Raw genomic sequence first — 17,226 nt, 5'->3', positions numbered from 1 at the left:
ATGTAGACTATCACCTGTAAAATTTCCCAGCGGCCGGTGCGGCTGTGGGGAACCCCTGGAATCACGACCAAGAGCAGAAAATGGATCGCAACATTTCACAGAAGCTGGCCACCGCCACGGTGGACTTCGAGAAGCCGGGGAAGCAAGTCGGATTCTTCCACATCCCGCTGTCGGTGCATGACGATGCCTGGGGCGTGGTCCCGGTGCCGGTGGCGGTGATCAAGAACGGGGAGGGCCCGACGGTGATCCTCGAAGGCGGCAACCATGGCGATGAGTATGAGGGGCCGATCACGCTGGGGGAACTGATCCGCGACCTCGACCCCGCGGATGTCTCGGGGCGGCTGATCTTCATTCCGGCGATCAACCTGCCGGCGGTGAACGCGGCGCGGCGCACCTCGCCGATCGACGAGATCAACATGAACCGGACTTTCCCGGGCGATCCGCTGGGCACCACGACGCGGCAGATCGCGGCCTATGTAAACGACGTGATCTTCCCGATGGGGGATGTGTTCATCGACCTCCATTCGGGCGGCTCGTCGCTCGACATCATCCCGAGCTCGGTGATCGAGCCCGGCGCCACGCCGGAGCAGCATGCGGCGAACGTCGCGGCGGCCAAGGCGTTCGGAACCGAGATCGCCGTGGTGATCGACAATCGCGGCGACCCGCGCACTGCCACCGCTTCGGCGGCGTTGCAGGGGATGACGGTGATCGGCACCGAGATGGCCGGCGGCGGCACGGTGTCGGTGGATGCGCTGGCGCTCTGCCGGCGCGGCGTGCGGAACGTGCTGGTGCATCTGGGCGTGCTGCCGGCGCGCTATGCGAGCCCGGTCACGGCCGATCCGAAGCTATATGACCTGGGCCCCAGGGCGCATGTGATCGCCGAGGACGATGGGGTCTATGAGCCGCTGCACAAGCTCGGCACGGCAGTCGAAGCCGGGCAGCTGGCCGGCCGCATCCACTTCCTTGCCAATCCGGGCCGGGCGCCGGTGGAGTTGCACTACCGGGCCAGCGGCATCCTTTATGGCCGGCGCCAGCCGGGCCGGGTGCGGCCGGGCAACTGCTGTTTCGTCGTCGCTTCGCCCTATAGGGTATCGGCATGATTACCCTCTCCGACATCAACACCGCTGCCACCCGCATCGCTCCCCATGTCCGGCGCACCCCGACCATCGAGGTGCGGGCCCTTTCCCAACCGATCACCGACGCGAAGCTGTCGCTGAAGCTCGAGAACCTGCAGGCCACCGGTTCGTTCAAGGCGCGCGGCGCCACCAACAAGCTGCTGTCGCTGCCGGCCGAGGCGCTGCAGCGCGGCATCGTCACCGCCTCGGGCGGCAATCACGGGCTCGCCGTGGCGCGGGCGGCAAAGCTCGCCGGGGTCAGGGCGACGATCTACGTGCCCGAGAACATCACGGCGGCGAAAGTCGAAAAGCTGAAGCGCTGGGGCGCCACAGTCGAGATCGTCGGCAAGGTCTGGAACGAGACCAACCTCCATGCCCTGGCTTTCGCCGAAAAGCATGGGGCAGCCTATTTCCATCCCTTCGCCGATGCGGCGGTGGTGGCCGGGCAGGGGACCGCAGCGCTGGAACTGCTTGCCGATGTGCCCGACCTCGACGTGGTGTTGGTCGCCATCGGCGGCGGCGGGCTGGTGTCGGGCATGGGCGTCGCCATCAAGGCGCTGAAGCCATCGGTGAAGATCATCGGTATCGAGCCCGAGGGCTCGCCGACGCTCAAAGCCTCGCTCGATGCGGGGCACGTGGTGCGGCTCAAGGAGGTGACGAGCCGTATCGCGACGATGAGCTGCGCCGAGACCGACCCAGCCGTGTTCGACGTGGTGCGCTCGGTGGTCGATGACGTGGTGCTGCTCAGCGACGACGACATGCTGGAAGCCAGCCGCTGGCTGTGGTTCGAACTGGGCATCGCGGCGGATCTGAGCGGCGCCGCGGCGGTGGCGGCGCTGATGACCGGGCGGGTGAGTTATGCGGCCGGGGTCTCGGTCGGCGCGCTGGTGTGCGGGGCTGGGCCGGAGGGGGTGGCTTAGCGGGTGCTACTGGCACGCCGGTGCGGGCTGACCCCCACCCCTGTCCCCTCCCCGCAGGGGGGAGGGAGACCCTCACACCGGCATTTCAGTCTGCGTCTCCCTCCCCCTTGTGGGGAGGGGACAGGGGTGGGGGGCAGCCCGCGCCGGCGTAGCGTTGGGCTAAGTCGCCACCCCGACACACGCGAAATACGGCACCAGCGCCGTCTGCACCTCAGCGTAGATCAGCGCCCTTGCCCAATCCGGCGACCGGGGCTCGAGGCGCTCGGCTCGCGCAATCACCTCCGGCGCGAAGTATTGCTCCAGCAGCGGGGCCGCCGGCTTGTTCGGGCCCAGCGCCGCCAGCAATTGTTCGACCGCCGCCACCGCCTGCGGCTGGGCCCAGTAGTAGCGGATGCGGTCGGCGTAGCTGAAGTGGCGGAGCAGTTTCAGCGTCGCGGCGTCGCCGGCATAGTGCTTGGCCCAGTTCTTCGGGTTCTCCTGCATCAGCGCTTCCATCACCGGGGCGATGGCTTGGCGGTCGGCATCGGGGGCCATCCAGCTTGCGACGCCGTCGAGCGCATAGATCGCCTGGCGATAGGCGAAGGTGAGGGCGGGACCGACCTTCAGCACGGCGAAGTGGCGCTGCGCCAGGGCCGGGAACACGTCCGGGTACTGGTAGTCGGTGGAGTGCGCCTCGAAGCTCAGCCCGTCATGGCCATCGAGCACCGGCGACAGCAGGTCCGGCGAGCCGATATCGAAGCGGTGGATGTGGTCGGGGGCGAATTCGAGGCCCGGTTGTACCACGAGGCCGACGGCGCGCTGCCAGGCGGACTGTTCCAGCCCGAGCGCGGCAAAGGCGTCATGATGCGCCCTGATGGTGGCGCGGGCATTGGCCGGCTCGGTCGGGGCGATACCGACCGGGCCCTCTTCTGCCCGAGCGCCGCCGGGAGGCGGGACTTCGGTGCCGAACATGTAGCTCAGCGACGAGGGATCGGTGGTCGCGGCTTCGCAAACGGCGGCGAGGTCGGCGGCGCGTGCGGCGCTCACCGCATCGCCGACGGCGGCCGGCTCGCCGGCGCAGCCCTCGGAGCAATCGAGGTGGATCTTGGTGAAGCCGGCTTTGACATAGGCGGCGACGAGGTCGCGGGCATTGGCCATGGCGATTTCGGCAGGCTGGTCGCGCCAGGCCTGGGGCCCGAGGTGATCGCCGCCGAACAGCACGCGGCCGGCATCGACGCCGCTGCGCTCGGCGATGTCGCGGACGAAGGCGATGAAGTCCGGCGGGGTCATCCCGGTATAGCCGCCGAACTGGTTCACCTGGTTACTGGTGGCCTCGATCAGGAGCGGCACGTCCCACTCGTCGGCGAGCAGCAGCGAGGCGGCGAGCACATCCGGATGGGCGGAGCAGACCGAGGGCAGGGCTTCGCCCGAGCCCTTGCGGTTGCGGGCGATGAGATCGCGGAGCTCCCTCATTTGCGCGCTCCCGCCACCAGCATGGCGGCGCCGCGGACCCCGCTGGCATCGCCGAAGCGGGCGGTGGCGAAGGCCGGCTGGCGCACCCCCGGCAGCATCTTCGGGGCGAAGACCCGCGACAGCTCGGTAGCGAGGCCTTCGATGTTGGAGAGGCCGCCGCCGATCACTACGCAATCGGCGTCGATGGTGAGCTGGATGGTGTGGATCAGCTCGCCGAGAATATCGAACCAGACCTCGAGCACCTGCCGCATCGCCGTGTCGCCGGACGCGGCGCGGGCGACGATGGCGGCGGAGTCGGCGTCTTCGCCGGCGAGGTGTCTGGCGATGCGGCCCATGCCGGGGCCGGAGAGCAGCGTCTCGTAGCAGCCGGTGCGGCCGCAGCCGCAAGCCAGCACCGGCAGGTTGTGCCGCTGCACCAGCTCGGCCGGCAGGCCGAAATGGCCGACTTCACCCGGCAGGCCATTGTGGCCGACGACCAGCTTGCCGTCGACGGTGACGCCGCCGCCGACCCCGGTGCCGAGGATCAGACCGAACACCGTGCGATAGCCGGCGCCGGCGCCGCCATTGGCTTCGGAGAGGGCGAAACACTTGCAGTCGTTCTCGACCGGGATGGTGCGGCCGATGCGGGCCGAGAGGTCGGTGCTGAGGGTATGGCCGGTGGCCGGCGCGTTCGAGGTCATCGAGATGCCGGTGGCCGGATCGATCAGCCCGGGGAGGCCGACGCCGAGCGCCACCTTGCTGCCGGCCGCCTGGTCGAGCCAGCCGACGGCGCCCTGCAGCGCCTGCAGCAGTTCTTCGTAACTGCCCTTGGCGGTGGGGAAGCGCTGACGCTGAAGCACGTCGAGCCGGCTGTCGAACAGCCGCGCCTCGATCTTGGTGCCGCCGACATCGAGGGCGCCGAACACCTGAGGTCCGCTCTCCGGCAGCGGATAGAGCTTCACCCCGGCGACGACGCGGGTGAGGTTGCCCGAGGCGAAGGGGTTGTCGACGGTCAGCCCGAGCTTGTGCGACCAGATCACCGACAAGAGCTGCGCCACCATGACGTAGAGCGCCGACGACCAGGCGTCATTGCCGACCGAGGGCACCGGAATATCGGCGCCGGCGGCTGGGTCGCCGAGCCGCAACACCACATCGGGGCCGAACTGCGCCGCCACCTCGGTGGCGAGATCGGTATCGTAGCGACGGGTGTGGGGATCGGAGGAGAGCAGCACGAAGACCCGGGTCTTCGCGTTGGTGATGGCCTTGGGGCCATGGCGGAACCCGAGGGTCGAATCCCACGAGGTGGGGATCTGGCCGGCTGCCAGTTCCAGCACCTTCAGCGCGCTTTCGCGCGACGAGCCGGTGAGCGGGCCGGAGCCCAGGAACACGGCGCGTTCCGGCCGGGGCAAGGCGATCAGCCGATCCAGCTGCCCTGCGAGCAGCGCCTCGGCGCCATCGGCCAGCCGGGCCATGAGCTCGGCAACCGCCGCCGGCGGGGCGGGGTCGAATACGGCGAGCGCCGTCAGCAGCATGGTGGTGTAGCTCGACGTCATGGCAAAGCCGCTGTCGTCGGTTTCGGGCGGCAGGACGATGGTGCGGAGTTCCCCCGGTCCGACATTGTCGGTGCGGGCCAGCGCGCTCCGGGCATTGCAGGTGATGTGCAGGCGATCGGCTTCCGGCGCGTGCGCGGCGAGCAGGTCGAGCGTGCCGATGGTCTCGGAACTGTTGCCGCTGCGACCGAACGACACCACGAGGAGCTTTACGCCGGGGCGCAGGTAGTTGCGCGGCGCGGCGATGAGGTCGGTCGAGGGAATGGCGCGGAAGCGGATCGGGCCGGGCGCGGTATTGAGATAGCTCGCCAGCGTTTCACCGATAAAGGCCGAGGTGCCGGCGCCGCAGAACCAGATCTCGTCCGGCCGGCGCTCGGCGATCCAGGCCTTGATCTCGGCGGCGATGCCCGCAAGGCGTGGGCCGAAGTTGCGCCAGATCGCCGGCTGGCGCCGGATCTCGCGGGTGGTGGCCCAGCGGTCGAGATCAGTCGGGGGGAACAGGGCGTCGGTCATCAGTTGCTTCCTTCCGGCTCGACCCGGTGAACGGCGACGCCATGCTGCTCGAGCAGGGCGGCGGTGTCATCGGCAAGGCCAGTGTCAGTGATCACGGCGTGGATACGGTCGGCGGCGCAGATCCGGTGCAGGGCCGGCGCGCGGAACTTGGTGGAATCGGCGAGGACGATCACCCGCTGGCTCACCGCCACCATGGCGGCGTTCTGGTGCGCCTCGGCCTCGTTGAAGGTCGAGAGGCCCAGCACCGGGTCGATGGCGTCGGCGCCGAGGTAAATGGTGTCGAAGCGCATGCCGCCCAGCGTGCTCTCGACCATGCGGCCCGAAAGCGAGTTGGACTCGAAGCGTACCGTGCCGCCCGGCAGCATGACAGTGTGCTGGCTGGCGCCGCGAAACGCCTCGGCGATGTTCAGCCCGGTGGTCATGATCACCAGCGGGTTGGCAGCCCTCAGGTTCTCGGCGAAGAGCTGGGTGGTCGAGCCGGAATCGATGATGATCGAGCGGTCGTCGCCGACCAGCGACAGGGCGAAGCGGGCAATGGCGCGTTTGGCGGCAAGGTTCACCACGGCCTTATCGCTGACGCCGGGATCGATGAATGCGCCTTGCGCCTCGCGGGCCAGCGACATGGCGAGGGCGATGCGGAAATCCGGCAGGCCCCTGAAGCCGAACTGGCGGCAGAAACGCAGCACGGTGGGTTCGCTCACCCCGGCGGCGCGGGCGATCTCCTGCAGCGGCTCGCGGATGAAGGCCTCGGGCGAGGCGAGCAGATACGTGCCCACCAGCTGGAACGCCTTGTTGTAGCCGCCGAGCCCCAGCGAAATCGACTGGATCAGCGTCGGGGCGGTCTCGCCAGCCGCCATCACTTCACCTCGTCGACGGCCCGCATGCGGAAGTTGAGATGCGCCGGCACCGGGTGCTGCTTGAGCCGCTCGGCCAGCTCGGCCGGCGAGGGGGCGCGCTTCAGCGCCTGATGCAGGCGGCCGCGTTGCAGCGCCACCCACAGCTCATCGAGCAGGGTCTCGCCTTCGCGCACCGTGGCGAAGTGGCGATCGAGCAGCCGTTCGAGCAGGTCGAAATCCCCCTCCGATGCCGCCACCATGGCGCGGCCGAGATGCACGCGCTCGTCGGTGAGCGCCGAGGCGGGGAGGCCCGAGGCAAAGGCGCGGAGCCGCTCGAGCCGGCCGTGCTTGACCAGGAGGCTGACGATCTCTGCGGCGAGCGCCGGCGGCGCGTCGCCGCTGGCCCAGGCGGCGAGATAGTCGCGGTCGGCGGCATCGGGGTCGCTGGTGACCAGCGCCCGCTGGCGACGGCCGAGCCAGGTGGGTTTTTGCGCGATGGAGCGTTCGAACAGGGCGCGCGCCGCGTCGCGATCTCCATTGTCGAGCGTGGCGATGCCGAGCAGCAGGGCATGAAGCCAGGTCTCGCCCTGCTTGTCGCGGCTCCGTTCGAGCGCCGCCACCCAGATGGGCGAGACGGCGAAATCGGCCGGAACGCGCTTGAGGCTGGCGTCCGAGAAGCGGCCGGCGGTCGCGAGCTCATCCCAGCAATCGGTCGGGTGCGGCACGGCGAAATCGAGGCCCTGGGCGAGCGGCTTGCCGGTGAGCTTTTCCTGGCGCGCACCCCAGGGCGAACCGTCGCTAAGGCGCTCGGTCAACGGCTGGCGTGACACCGTCGTAAGGAAGGCATCGATATCGGCGAGTTCGGCGGCAGGGAAGCGGGCGTCGATGGCTTTGCCGGCCGCGCCGACGGCGTGCTGGTAGTCGGCATGGACATCCTTGGGGTCGACGCTCAACGCACCATAGACCTCGGTCCAGTGCACTTCGCTGTTGGGCGCGAGTTCGAAGCGCTGGTTCTGCGTCGGAGCGATGCCGCTCTGAATCTCTATGTAGTCGCCCTCACCCGGCCGGGCCAGGTAATCCATCCACTGCTGGCCGCCGGCGCCGGTGCCGAAATAGAAGAACTTTCGGCCCTTGAGCGCCGAGGTGGCGGTCTGCGCGAGGCCGACGCCATCGGCATCGAGCCCGGCAATGAACAGCCGCTCCGCATCGGGCTTGCGGAAAAACACCGAGGTGGAATCGCGCCATTTGTCCGGATAGGAGCCGTCGAAGCGGTCGGGATCGGGGAAGGGGAAACGCGCCAGCTCGTTATTGGGCAGCACGTGCTCGATCGAGTAATCGGCGGGAGCGAGGACACGCATCCCCTTGCTCATCGGCGCGGCGACATTGGTCCACCAATAGGCGAGTTTCACCGCATCGGTGCTGTTGACGATGCGGCCATGCACATAGAGCCGGTCGTCGTCATCGTTGAGGAACAGGTCGATCTGCCAGGTGGCTTCGACGATGCGGTCGAACTCGTAAAGCCTGAGCACCGGGCCGCGTTCGGTCTCGATGCTGCCGGCAAACACCTGGGCGGTGGTGAACGGGGTGTGGCCGGGGATCAGGCCGTTCCACTCGATACCGCCGGAGAACCAGGCGTTGAGCGCCGCGAGATTGGCCGGCTGGAATACCGGATTGGTGAACACCAGATCGCGCCCGAGCCGCTTGTCGTGCAGCTCCATCAGGCGGCCGCCATATTGCGGCGCTACGGCAACGCGCAGCCGGCTGTTTTCCAGCGTCACCAGCGGCATTTCGCCAGGCTCCTGCGAGCGGTCGTAATCGTCGTAGACGCGATAGGGCAGGATCGAATCCTTGCCCCAGTTGAAGCCGTGGGCGTTTTCCTCGTCGGTGAGGCCGCGATTTGGCGGGGTGTTCTTGTCGATGGTCGGCTGCTGCCAGCGGAAGCGCGGCAGGGTGCTCGGCCCGCCCAGGTGCGACATCGGCAAATGGCGCCACGTTCTGGTGATCTTGGTCTTGGTCATTGGCGCCTCCCCGGTCGTGCAAGCGCGGCGAAAGTACACGGCGCCTGTAGTTTTGCAACATCGATGTTTGTGAAACTACATCGTGTGCGCCGGCGGTGCGGTGATCCTCCCCCGCGTGGCGGGGGAGGGGGACCAGCGAAGCTGGTGGAGGGGGGAGCCCAGGCCTGAGAGTCTTGCCGCCCCCTCCACCGCCTTCGGCGGTCCCCCTCCCCCGCCACGCGGGGGAGGATTACTGAGAGGCCGGTGCTTGCCACTGGCTTTTTCCCAAAACCGCTCTACCTTCATCCCACTTTTCTCGAGGGGGAAATCCATGTCTGCAACGCCTCGCTTGCCGGTGACGCTGAGCGTCAACGGCGAAACCCATACGCTTATGCTCGATCCGCGGGTCACCCTGCTCGATGCGTTGCGCGAGCACCTCACGCTCACCGGCACCAAGAAGGGCTGCGACCAGGGGCAGTGTGGGGCCTGTACGGTGCTGGTGAACGGGCGGCGCATCAACAGCTGCCTGAGCCTCGCGGTGATGCATGAGGGCGACGCCATTTCGACCATCGAAGGGCTGGGGACGCCCGAGGCGCTGCATCCGATGCAGGCGGCGTTTGTCGAACATGACGGCTTCCAGTGCGGCTATTGCACGCCGGGGCAGATCCTCTCGTCGCTGGCGGTGATCGAAGAAATCGGGGCCGGGGTGCCGAGCCATGTCACCGGCGATCTCGACGCGCCGATCCCGCTGAGCGACGCAGAAATTCGCGAGCGGATGAGCGGCAATCTCTGCCGCTGCGCCGCCTATCCCAACATCATCGCCGCGATCCGCGACTATCTGGGAGAGGGCGCATGAAGCCGTTCAGCTACCAGCGGGTGGCGAGCGCGGCCGAGGCGGTGGAGGCCGCGGCAGCAAGGCCGGGAGCACGGTTCATTGCCGGCGGCACCAATCTCCTCGACCTGATGAAGCTCGGAATCGAAGCGCCTGAGCATCTGATCGACGTCAACCGGCTCGGGCTCGATACGATCGAGCCGACGGCGGAGGGCGGCCTGCGGATCGGCGCCCTGGTGCGCAATGCCGACCTGGCGGCGGACCGGCGGGTGCGGCGCGACTACGCGGTGCTGGCGCGGGCGCTGGTCTCGGGCGCGTCGGGGCAGCTGCGCAACAAGGCGACCACGGCGGGCAACCTGATGCAGCGCACGCGGTGCCCGTATTTCTACAATACCGACATGCCCTGCAATAAGCGGCGCCCGGGCTCGGGCTGCGCGGCCATTGGCGGCCTCTCGCACAACCTCGCGGTGCTCGGGGTGAGCAATGCCTGCATCGCCAGCCACCCCTCGGACATGTGCGTGGCGCTTCGGGCGCTCGACGCAACGGTCGAGACAGTCGGTAAGGGCGGGCGGTCACGGTCGATTCCGATTGCCGAGTTTCATCGGCTGCCGGGGGACATGCCGGATGTCGAGACGGCGCTCGAACCGGGTGAATTGATCACCGCGATAACGCTGCCCGCGCCGGTCGGCGGGGTGCAGCTCTACCGCAAGGTGCGCGAGCGGGCCTCCTATGCCTTCGCCAATGTCACGGTGGCGCTGGTGGCGCGTGAGGGGCAGATCGTGCGGCTGGCCTTTGGCGGGCTGGCGCCAAAGCCCTGGCGGGTCACGGCGGCGGAAGGGGGAGCGGACGCCGACCATGCCGCGGACCTGGCGCTGGCAGGTGCGACGCCAACCCAAGACAATGCCTACAAGCTGCCGCTGGCGCGGCGGACGCTGAAGGCGACGCTGGCGCAGGCGACGGAGGCGGCGCGATGATCGGGCAGGGGGTTATCGGCCAACCGATCAGCCGCACCGACGGGCCGATCAAGGTCACCGGACTTGCCGCCTATTCGGCCGAACGGCAGGAGGCCGGGCCGACGCTCCATGGCTTCATCCTCGGCGCCGGCATCGGCAAGGGTCGGGTGGCGCGGATCGATATCGCCGCCGCACAGGCGGCGCCGGGGGTGCGACTGGTGTGGACGCATGAGAATGCGCCCGAGCAGGGGCCGGCCGAGGGCATCGAAGGCGACATGATGGACCGGACCCGGCCCGAACTCGCCAGCGACCGCATCGACTATTACGGCAAGCCGATCGCCCTGGTGGTGGCGGAGAGCTTTGAAGAGGCGCGGGCGGCGGCCGGGCTGATCGACGTCGAGTACGAGGTCGAACCCGGGGCGTTTGCGCTCGGCGGGTTCGGACCGGATCTCGACTGGCGGCGGCCCTCGCGGGCAGGCGATATCGACGCGGCGATGCGAGAGGGGCCGGTGACGGTCGAGGAGACCTACAGCACGCCTTACCATTTCTCGCAGCCGATGGAGTTGCACGCCTGTATCGCCGACTGGCGGGACGGGAGCCTGCATCTCTTCCTGACGGCGCAGATGGTCAACCAGCTGGCCACCGGGCTGGGCAAGACGCTCCGCATCGATCCGAGCCTGATCAGCATCGACAGCGCCTATGTCGGCGGCGGCTTCGGCTCGAAGATCGTGCTGCATTGCGAAGCGGTGCTGGCCTCGATGGCGACGATGGCGCTCAAGCAGCCGGTGAAGCTGATGCTGACCCGGCGGCAGGTTTTCACGCTCGTCGGGCACCGGCCGGCTTCGATCAGCCGGGTGCGGCTCGCCGCGACGCCGGACGGGCGGCTGACCGCCCTCGGCCATGATGCGCTGATCCAGGTGCGCACAGACGACGCCTGGGACGAAGGCGTCTCGGCGGTGGGCAAAGCCCTCTATGCCGCCCCCAACCGGCTGACCCGGCAGGCGCACCAGGCGCTCGATGTGCAGCCGGGCGAGCCGGTGCGCGGTCCGGGCGAGTTGCCCGGGCTGATGGTGCTGGAATCGGCGATGGACGAGCTGGCCGACAAGCTCGGCATCGACCCGGTCGAGCTGCGGCTCCGCAACGACACCTATATCGATCCGGACAAGCGGCTGCCGCTGAGCGGGCGACGGCTGGCCGATTGCCTGCGCGAAGGGGCCGAGCAGTTCGGCTGGCGCGACCGGCCGACGAAACCGGCAAGCCGTCGGGACGGCCGCTGGCTCGTCGGCTATGGCGTCGCCTCGTCGATGCGCGGGCACTACCAGACGTCGGCCGAAGTACTGGTGCGGATCGATCCGGATGGATTGGTGATCGTCCGCTCCGACATGACCGATATCGGCACCGGCACCTACACGATCGTGGCGCAGGTGGTGGCCGAAGCGCTGGGCGTGCCGATGAGTCAGATCAAGGTGGAGCTGGCCCACACCAAACACCCCAAGGGCAACGGCGCCGGTGGCTCGTGGGGCGCGGCGAACACCACCGTCGCCGCCGACCGGGCCTGCGCCGCACTGCGGGCGCGAATCGCCCTCGTGGCGGGGACGGGATACAACGACATCTTCGCCGAAGTGCGCCGGCATTTCCCCGAGGGGATCGAGGAAACCGGCAAGACGCTGGATAATTCCGAGGACCCGAACTACCGCACCCACGCGCAATACACCTATGGCGCCTCGTTCGCCGAGGTCGGGGTGGATGTCGATACCGGCGAAGTGCGATTGAGGCGCATGCTCGGGGTGTTCGCCGCCGGACGGATCCTCAACGCCAAGACGGCGCGGTCGCAGCTGATCGGCGGGATGATCTGGGGCGTCAGCGCCGCGCTGCAGGAAGCGGGCGCGCTCGATCCCCGCCATGGTCATTGGGTGAATGGGGACTTCGCCGAGTACCTGATCCCGACCCACGCCGATATCCCCGCGATCGACGCCATCATGCTCGAGGATTTCGACGACAAGGCCAACCACCTTGGGGTGAAGGGGATCGGCGAACTGGGGGCCGGCGGCACCGGGGGATCGGTGGCCAACGCGGTGTACAATGCCACAGGGGTGCGGGTACGGGATTTTCCGATCACGCTGGCGAAGCTGTTGCCGGGGTTGCCGGGGTAGGGGCGGCACTTGCAGGGGCCGCGATGCTCGATGCGATCGCTTCCCTCCCCCTTGAGGGGAGGGACCGAGGGAGGGGGTGGTGCAGTCAGCACTATGCCCGCCTCACCACCCCCACCCCCCACCCCTCCCCTCAAGGGGGAGGGGAGCGAAGGGTCTGTGCGCTTGGCGCCCCTCACCCCAGCCCTCTCCCCAAAGGGGCGAGGGGCGTTGTGGCACTGCCGGTGCAAGGTGCGTCCCCTCGCCCCTCTGGGGAAAGGGCGGCGGCAAGGCCGGAAGCCTTGCCGCGGGGTGAGGGGCGCCAAGCGCACCGGTGCCTCATTGCTCGTCGAAATCCCCGCGCGTGTCGAAATCCCGCGGCAGACCAGGTGGCGCCTCAATGAGTGTGGCGCCGGCGAGCAGGTGCTTCGCGCCACGGTCGCCGGAGATTGCCGCGAGCTCGGGGAACAGCCGACTGCTGAACACCACTGGCGGTCCGCGTGAACCTTCGAAACCGGTGGCCACCGCGTCGCCATCACCGCAGGCGGCAAGCAACGCCGTCAGGTGCGCGCCGGTAACGTTGGGCATGTCGGCGAGGCAGACCAGCAGCGCGGTGGCACCCAGCTCCATCGCATGTTGCGCGCCGAGCGCCAGGGACGACCCCATGCCTTCCCGCGGTTCGGAATTGGTGACCAGCTCGAAGCCGCGTTCGGCGAACAGCGCCCTTCGTGGCGACGGCGCCGGCGGCACGATGGCGATGCGCCAGCCGAACGGCATGGGCGCGAGCGTATCGGCGACATACGCGGCCAGCGGTTTGCCCGCATAGGGGTGCAGCAGCTTGTCGCCGCCGAAGCGGGTCGAGAGGCCAGCCGCGAGGACGAGGGCGGCGGTGCGGTCAGGCACGGTCGAGCTGGGCGCGGCTGGCCGAGATCTGGGCGAGGACGGAGAGCGCCAGAATGCCGGGGTCGCGAGCCCGGTCGATCAAGCCGATCGGGCCGTGGATGCGGTCGATGGCGGCTTGCGGCAGGCCCATGGCGGCGAGGCGGGCGCGGCGCAGGCCGTGGGTTTTGACGCTGCCGAGCGCCCCGACGTAAAAGCCATCCGCCACCGCGGCGCGGGCGAGGATGGCGTTTTCCCACTCGTGTTCGTGGAACAGCAGCACGGTCGCCGTCCAGGGGTCGATCGGCAGCTCGAACGGTTGGGCTGGGGTGGTGAGGATTTCGATCGGCACGTTCAGCGCCGCGAGGGCCTGGGCAGAGCTCTCGTCGGGGGTGGCGAGCCGCAGGTCGAACTCGGCGGCGGCGCTGACCCGGGCCATCACCTCGAATTCGGGGCCACGGCCGATCAGCAGCAGTCGGGTGCGAGGCTGGTAGCGGCGGACGAATACGCCGTCGTCCCAGCCAGTGGCGGCCGGGCTGTCGGTGATCGCGGCGGTGGAGCGTGCAGGGTCGAAGGCGATGGCGAAGGCCGCGCGCCGCTCGAAGCGGGCGATGGCTTCGGCGAGCAACGCGGCCTTCGGTTGCGCGTGCAGCATCAGGTCGACGCCGCCGCCGCAGGGAAAGCGGATATCGATGAAGCGCGAGCCGCGGCCGAAGCGGAAGGTCTGGTCCTCGCCGCTCGCAATCAGCGGCGCGAACTCGGCGGCAATCGCCGGCTCGACGCAGCCGCCCGAGACATGGCCGAGATGCCGGCCATCGGCGAGCACCGCCATATGGGTGCCGAGCGCCTTGGGCGCGCCGCCATCGATCGCCGACAACGTGACGAGGGCACCGGGAATGCCGAGGGCCTGCGCACGAGCGAGGAAGACGAAGGGCGCAAGTTCGCGATCCAGACCCGCAAAGGCGGCGGGCGCCAGATCGTCGACCTGCTCGGCTTTGGCCAGCATGCGCTCCTCCGGAAGGGTTTCGTGGGAGAGTAGAACATCTGCGAGTGAAGCGCACTGCCCCTGGGCTTCTTCGCCGATGGTCGAACCAACCGCGATGTCATCCCGGCGAAAGCCGGGACCCATTTCACCGCTCGCGCCAGCCGATAGTTGGGTCCCAGCTTTCGCTGGGATGACAGCCGGTGGGTGGGCAGGGGCCGGGCTCAGCCAAAACGGCGGCGCAATCCTATTACCTGTGGCTCTAAGCCGAGATCGTTTCGCGGAGCAGTGCGCGGCGCAGCAGGTCGGCGGCAGCTTCGCCATTGCCGGCGGTGAGCAGGGGCGCCAGCCGCTCGAGCGCCGTCATGTCGACGGTCGCGACGAGGCGATCGAGGAAGGCGGCGTCGTCGGTGAGGAGGCTGCCGACGCAGGCGGCGGTGAATGAGGTGAGGAAGCGGTTGCCGCTGGCATTGGCGATTTCGAGCAGCAGCGCCGCGAACCCGCTGCGCCGCGCTTCCGGCGTGCCGGCGGCGGCGAGGCTGCGCACCGCTTCCCCGACGCGTCCGGCATGGCGGCGGCCAGCGGCTTCGGCGGCCATGGCCGGCTGGGTACTGGCGATAGCCGTCCAGAGCTCTTCGCTGACCCGCGCCGAGCCGAGCTTGCGCGACCAGGCGATCACCTCGGCGTTCAGCATGTCCCAGCGGCTGCGATGGAGCACCAGGGTGCCGCGCTTGCGACGGGTTTCGACGAGGCCCCTGGACGCCAGCCCCTTGATCGCTTCGCGCAGCGCGGTGCGGCTGACACCGAGTTCGGCGCTGAGCTGGTGCTCGTTGGGAAGGATGCTGCCGACCGGGAAATGGCCGGAGGCGATAGCCTGGAAGATCTGGCGCGCCACCAGCCGGTTGAGATCGTCCGGCTCATGCTTGACCGCCGCCAGCCCACCGGCCGGGGAGACGGCCGAGTGGCGCAAGGGGATCGGATCCGGGCGGCGATAGACGGTCACGCGAGCGGTCTTTCCAACGGCGTTTCGCCGGGCCGGCCCGCCCGACTTGGCGAATCCACCCGGTTGTCATTCTGATTAGGTAGGATTTATACCTCAGGCTGCGTCGCCAAGGCAATGCCGCCGCGTCGCCGACCTGGGGAAGTGTTTTCATGCCTACCATCGTCTGCTTCGGCGACTCCAATACCTGGGGCTGCCCGCCCTTCGCCAACATCGCGCAGACGCCGGACCGGATCGTGCCGGCGCGGCGCTGGGCCAACGTGATGGGGCGGGAACTCGGGCCGGACGCCTGGATCGTCGAGGAGGGGCTCAGCGGCCGCACCACGGTGTTCGACGATCCGATCGAGGGGGTGCACAAGAACGGCTCGCGCACGCTGATCCCGATCCTCGAATCGCACGCGCCGATGGACCTGCTGATCGTCATGCTGGGCACCAACGACTTCAAGGACCAGTTGTCGATCACCGCCTACAACTCGGCGCGCGGCATGCTGACGCTGATCCAGATGATCAAGGGGCACTTCGCCATGGTGGAGCATCCGCCCGAAGTGCTGGTGGTGACGCCCCCGGCGATCACCGAAGATGCCGAGCCGGCAATGTGGGGCATCGGCCACCAGCGCTGCCGCGACCATGCGCACTATCTCGAGCAGGTGGCCCACCGTACCGGGTGCTTCCATTTCGACGCCAACAAGGTGGTGCGCGCCGGCATAGACGGCATTCATATGGATGAAGCCTCGCACGACATCCTCGGCAGGGCGCTGGCCGGCGAGGTGCGCGCCATCCTCGCGATGCGAAACCTGCGCTGAGCGACTTTACATAATACATAATACATAATAGTCGTGATGGCGAAGGCGCATATGAGCGCCTCGCGGCAGGCGCGCGTCGGGAGGATGCGGGCCGCCGCCATTGGGGAGGACATCATGAAGTTGAAGAAACTGGGCGCGCTGGCGCTCGCCGCCATAGTTGGCATTGGCCTGGCTGCCGCGGCGCCGGTCGCTGCCGTGGCGCAGGAAGACGTGATCATCATGCTGGGCGGGCCGAGCTCGGATCCGTTCTGGGGCGCCGTGCAGCAGGGCTTCGACCAGGCGACCAAGGATTACGGCGTCAAGACGCAGTGGACCGCGCCGGCCGATTTCAACGACATCGTCCCCGTCTACACCAAGATGTTCGAGGCGGCGATCGCCCGCAAACCCGCGGCCATCGCGGTGGGCAACTTCTTTCCCGAGCCGACCGAGCCGCTGATCAAGCAGGCTGCCGCGGAAGGCATCCCTGTCATCATCATCAATTCGGGCGGCGCCAAGTACAAGGAGCTCGGCGCCATCGGCTTCATCGGCGAAGACAGCTACCAGATGGGCTACCAGGGTGGCAAAATCGCCGTCGGCAAGGGCGTCAAGAACGGTCTCTGCATCAACCAGATCGCCGCCAATCCGGTGCTGGAGCAGCGCTGCCAGGGCTATATCGACGCGGTCACCGAAGCCGGCGGCAAGGCCAAGATGGTGATCCTCGCCTCCGAAGATATCGGCAACAGCCAGAAGGTGCAGGCCGCGGTCAGCGCCATGCTGATGCAGGACCAGACCATCGACGGCATCGTGACGCTGGGCGTGGCGGTGGGCGTCGATGCGCTGGAATCGGTCAAGCAGGTGCGCGCCACCGGTCGGGCCGTCGACCTCGGCACCATGGATCTCGGCAATGCCGTGCTCGAGGCCGTGGCCGCCGGCGAAATGAGCTTTGCTTCCGACCAGCAGCCGTTCCTGCAGGGCTATTACGGGGTGATGATCCCGCTGATGTACAACAAGTACAAGATGGCCCCGTCGGGCGTGATCAGCGTCGGGCCGTATATGGTGACGCAGGAAAATGCAGCGGCCGTGCTCGAGGTCAACAAATCGATCCCGGGTTCGCGTGGCGCGAACTGACGGGCAGGGGCGGGGGAGTTGGACGCGCCCTCACCCTTAGCTCCCCCACAAGACTCTCGGTGATCCTCCCCCGCGTGGCGGGGGAGGGGGACCGCCGAAGGCGGTGGTGGGGGGATGGTGTCTATCGGATAGCTCAGCTTCCCCCTCCACCAGCTTCGCTGGTCCCCCTCCCCCGCCCC

14 protein-coding genes are annotated in these 17,226 nt (G+C 68.4%); 7 read left to right on the top strand and 7 right to left on the bottom strand.

Annotated features, from left to right (window positions below):
- Positions 1-80: 80 nt before the first annotated feature.
- Both APS40_RS04820 and APS40_RS04815 read left to right on the top strand, forming a co-directional pair.
- Positions 81-1,100: a succinylglutamate desuccinylase/aspartoacylase family protein gene (locus APS40_RS04820; RefSeq protein WP_055045984.1), complete on the top strand. Its 1,020-nt coding sequence runs from the start codon at positions 81-83 to the stop codon at positions 1,098-1,100.
- A complete protein-coding gene (locus APS40_RS04815; protein WP_055045983.1) occupies positions 1,097-2,035 on the top strand; it encodes a threonine ammonia-lyase in 939 nt (312 codons plus the stop codon). Before APS40_RS04820 ends, APS40_RS04815 begins: the two co-directional genes overlap by 4 nt.
- Before the next feature lie 159 nt (positions 2,036-2,194).
- Here APS40_RS04815 and APS40_RS04810 read toward each other — a convergent pair whose 3' ends face one another.
- Genes APS40_RS04810 through APS40_RS04795 form a run of 4 tightly spaced genes read right to left on the bottom strand, consistent with a single transcriptional unit; the run spans position 2,195 to position 8,383 of the window.
- A complete protein-coding gene (locus tag APS40_RS04810) occupies positions 2,195-3,487 on the bottom strand; it encodes a class II D-tagatose-bisphosphate aldolase non-catalytic subunit (protein WP_055045982.1) in 1,293 nt (430 codons plus the stop codon).
- Positions 3,484-5,529, bottom strand: coding sequence for an ROK family protein (locus APS40_RS25155; protein WP_197279437.1), 2,046 nt, complete (start codon positions 5,527-5,529; stop codon positions 3,484-3,486). The genes APS40_RS04810 and APS40_RS25155 overlap by 4 nt, the downstream gene beginning before the upstream one ends.
- A complete protein-coding gene (locus tag APS40_RS04800; protein ID WP_055045981.1) occupies positions 5,529-6,386 on the bottom strand; it encodes a hypothetical protein in 858 nt (285 codons plus the stop codon). The genes APS40_RS25155 and APS40_RS04800 overlap by 1 nt, the downstream gene beginning before the upstream one ends.
- On the bottom strand, positions 6,386-8,383 hold the full coding sequence (locus APS40_RS04795) for a DUF5107 domain-containing protein (protein ID WP_055045980.1): 1,998 nt from the start codon (positions 8,381-8,383) through the stop codon (positions 6,386-6,388). Before APS40_RS04795 ends, APS40_RS04800 begins: the two co-directional genes overlap by 1 nt.
- 310 nt (positions 8,384-8,693) lie before the next feature.
- On the opposite strand from APS40_RS04795, the gene APS40_RS04790 reads away from it, so the two are divergent.
- From APS40_RS04790 to APS40_RS04780, 3 genes are read left to right on the top strand one after another with little or no spacing between them, the layout of a single operon-like run.
- A complete protein-coding gene (locus APS40_RS04790) occupies positions 8,694-9,218 on the top strand; it encodes a 2Fe-2S iron-sulfur cluster-binding protein (RefSeq protein WP_156342836.1) in 525 nt (174 codons plus the stop codon).
- Positions 9,215-10,168, top strand: a complete 954-nt coding sequence (locus APS40_RS04785; RefSeq protein WP_055045978.1) for an FAD binding domain-containing protein — start codon at positions 9,215-9,217, stop codon at positions 10,166-10,168. Before APS40_RS04790 ends, APS40_RS04785 begins: the two co-directional genes overlap by 4 nt.
- Positions 10,165-12,300, top strand: coding sequence for a xanthine dehydrogenase family protein molybdopterin-binding subunit (locus APS40_RS04780; RefSeq protein ID WP_055045977.1), 2,136 nt, complete (start codon positions 10,165-10,167; stop codon positions 12,298-12,300). The genes APS40_RS04785 and APS40_RS04780 overlap by 4 nt, the downstream gene beginning before the upstream one ends.
- Positions 12,301-12,615: 315 nt before the next feature.
- Here APS40_RS04780 and APS40_RS04775 read toward each other — a convergent pair whose 3' ends face one another.
- From APS40_RS04775 to APS40_RS04765, 3 genes are all read right to left on the bottom strand, one after another.
- Positions 12,616-13,179, bottom strand: a complete 564-nt coding sequence (locus APS40_RS04775; RefSeq protein WP_055045976.1) for a nucleotidyltransferase family protein — start codon at positions 13,177-13,179, stop codon at positions 12,616-12,618.
- Positions 13,172-14,161 carry an XdhC family protein gene (locus APS40_RS04770; protein WP_055045975.1) on the bottom strand — a complete coding sequence of 330 codons (990 nt, stop codon included), beginning with the start codon at positions 14,159-14,161 and terminating at the stop codon, positions 13,172-13,174. Before APS40_RS04770 ends, APS40_RS04775 begins: the two co-directional genes overlap by 8 nt.
- A gap of 238 nt (positions 14,162-14,399) precedes the next feature.
- Positions 14,400-15,140, bottom strand: coding sequence for a FadR/GntR family transcriptional regulator (locus APS40_RS04765; protein WP_055045974.1), 741 nt, complete (start codon positions 15,138-15,140; stop codon positions 14,400-14,402).
- Positions 15,141-15,289: 149 nt separating this feature from the next.
- Between APS40_RS04765 and APS40_RS04760 the strand changes: the two genes are divergently transcribed.
- Both APS40_RS04760 and APS40_RS04755 read left to right on the top strand, forming a co-directional pair.
- Positions 15,290-15,940: a GDSL-type esterase/lipase family protein gene (locus tag APS40_RS04760; protein ID WP_055045973.1), complete on the top strand. Its 651-nt coding sequence runs from the start codon at positions 15,290-15,292 to the stop codon at positions 15,938-15,940.
- 114 nt (positions 15,941-16,054) lie between these two features.
- Positions 16,055-17,047, top strand: coding sequence for a substrate-binding domain-containing protein (locus APS40_RS04755; protein WP_197279436.1), 993 nt, complete (start codon positions 16,055-16,057; stop codon positions 17,045-17,047).
- Positions 17,048-17,226: the final 179 nt, after the last annotated feature.

This window comes from Devosia sp. A16 (assembly GCF_001402915.1).
GTDB lineage: Bacteria > Pseudomonadota > Alphaproteobacteria > Rhizobiales > Devosiaceae > Devosia_A.
This window is presented reverse-complemented; position numbering and strand designations above follow the sequence as displayed.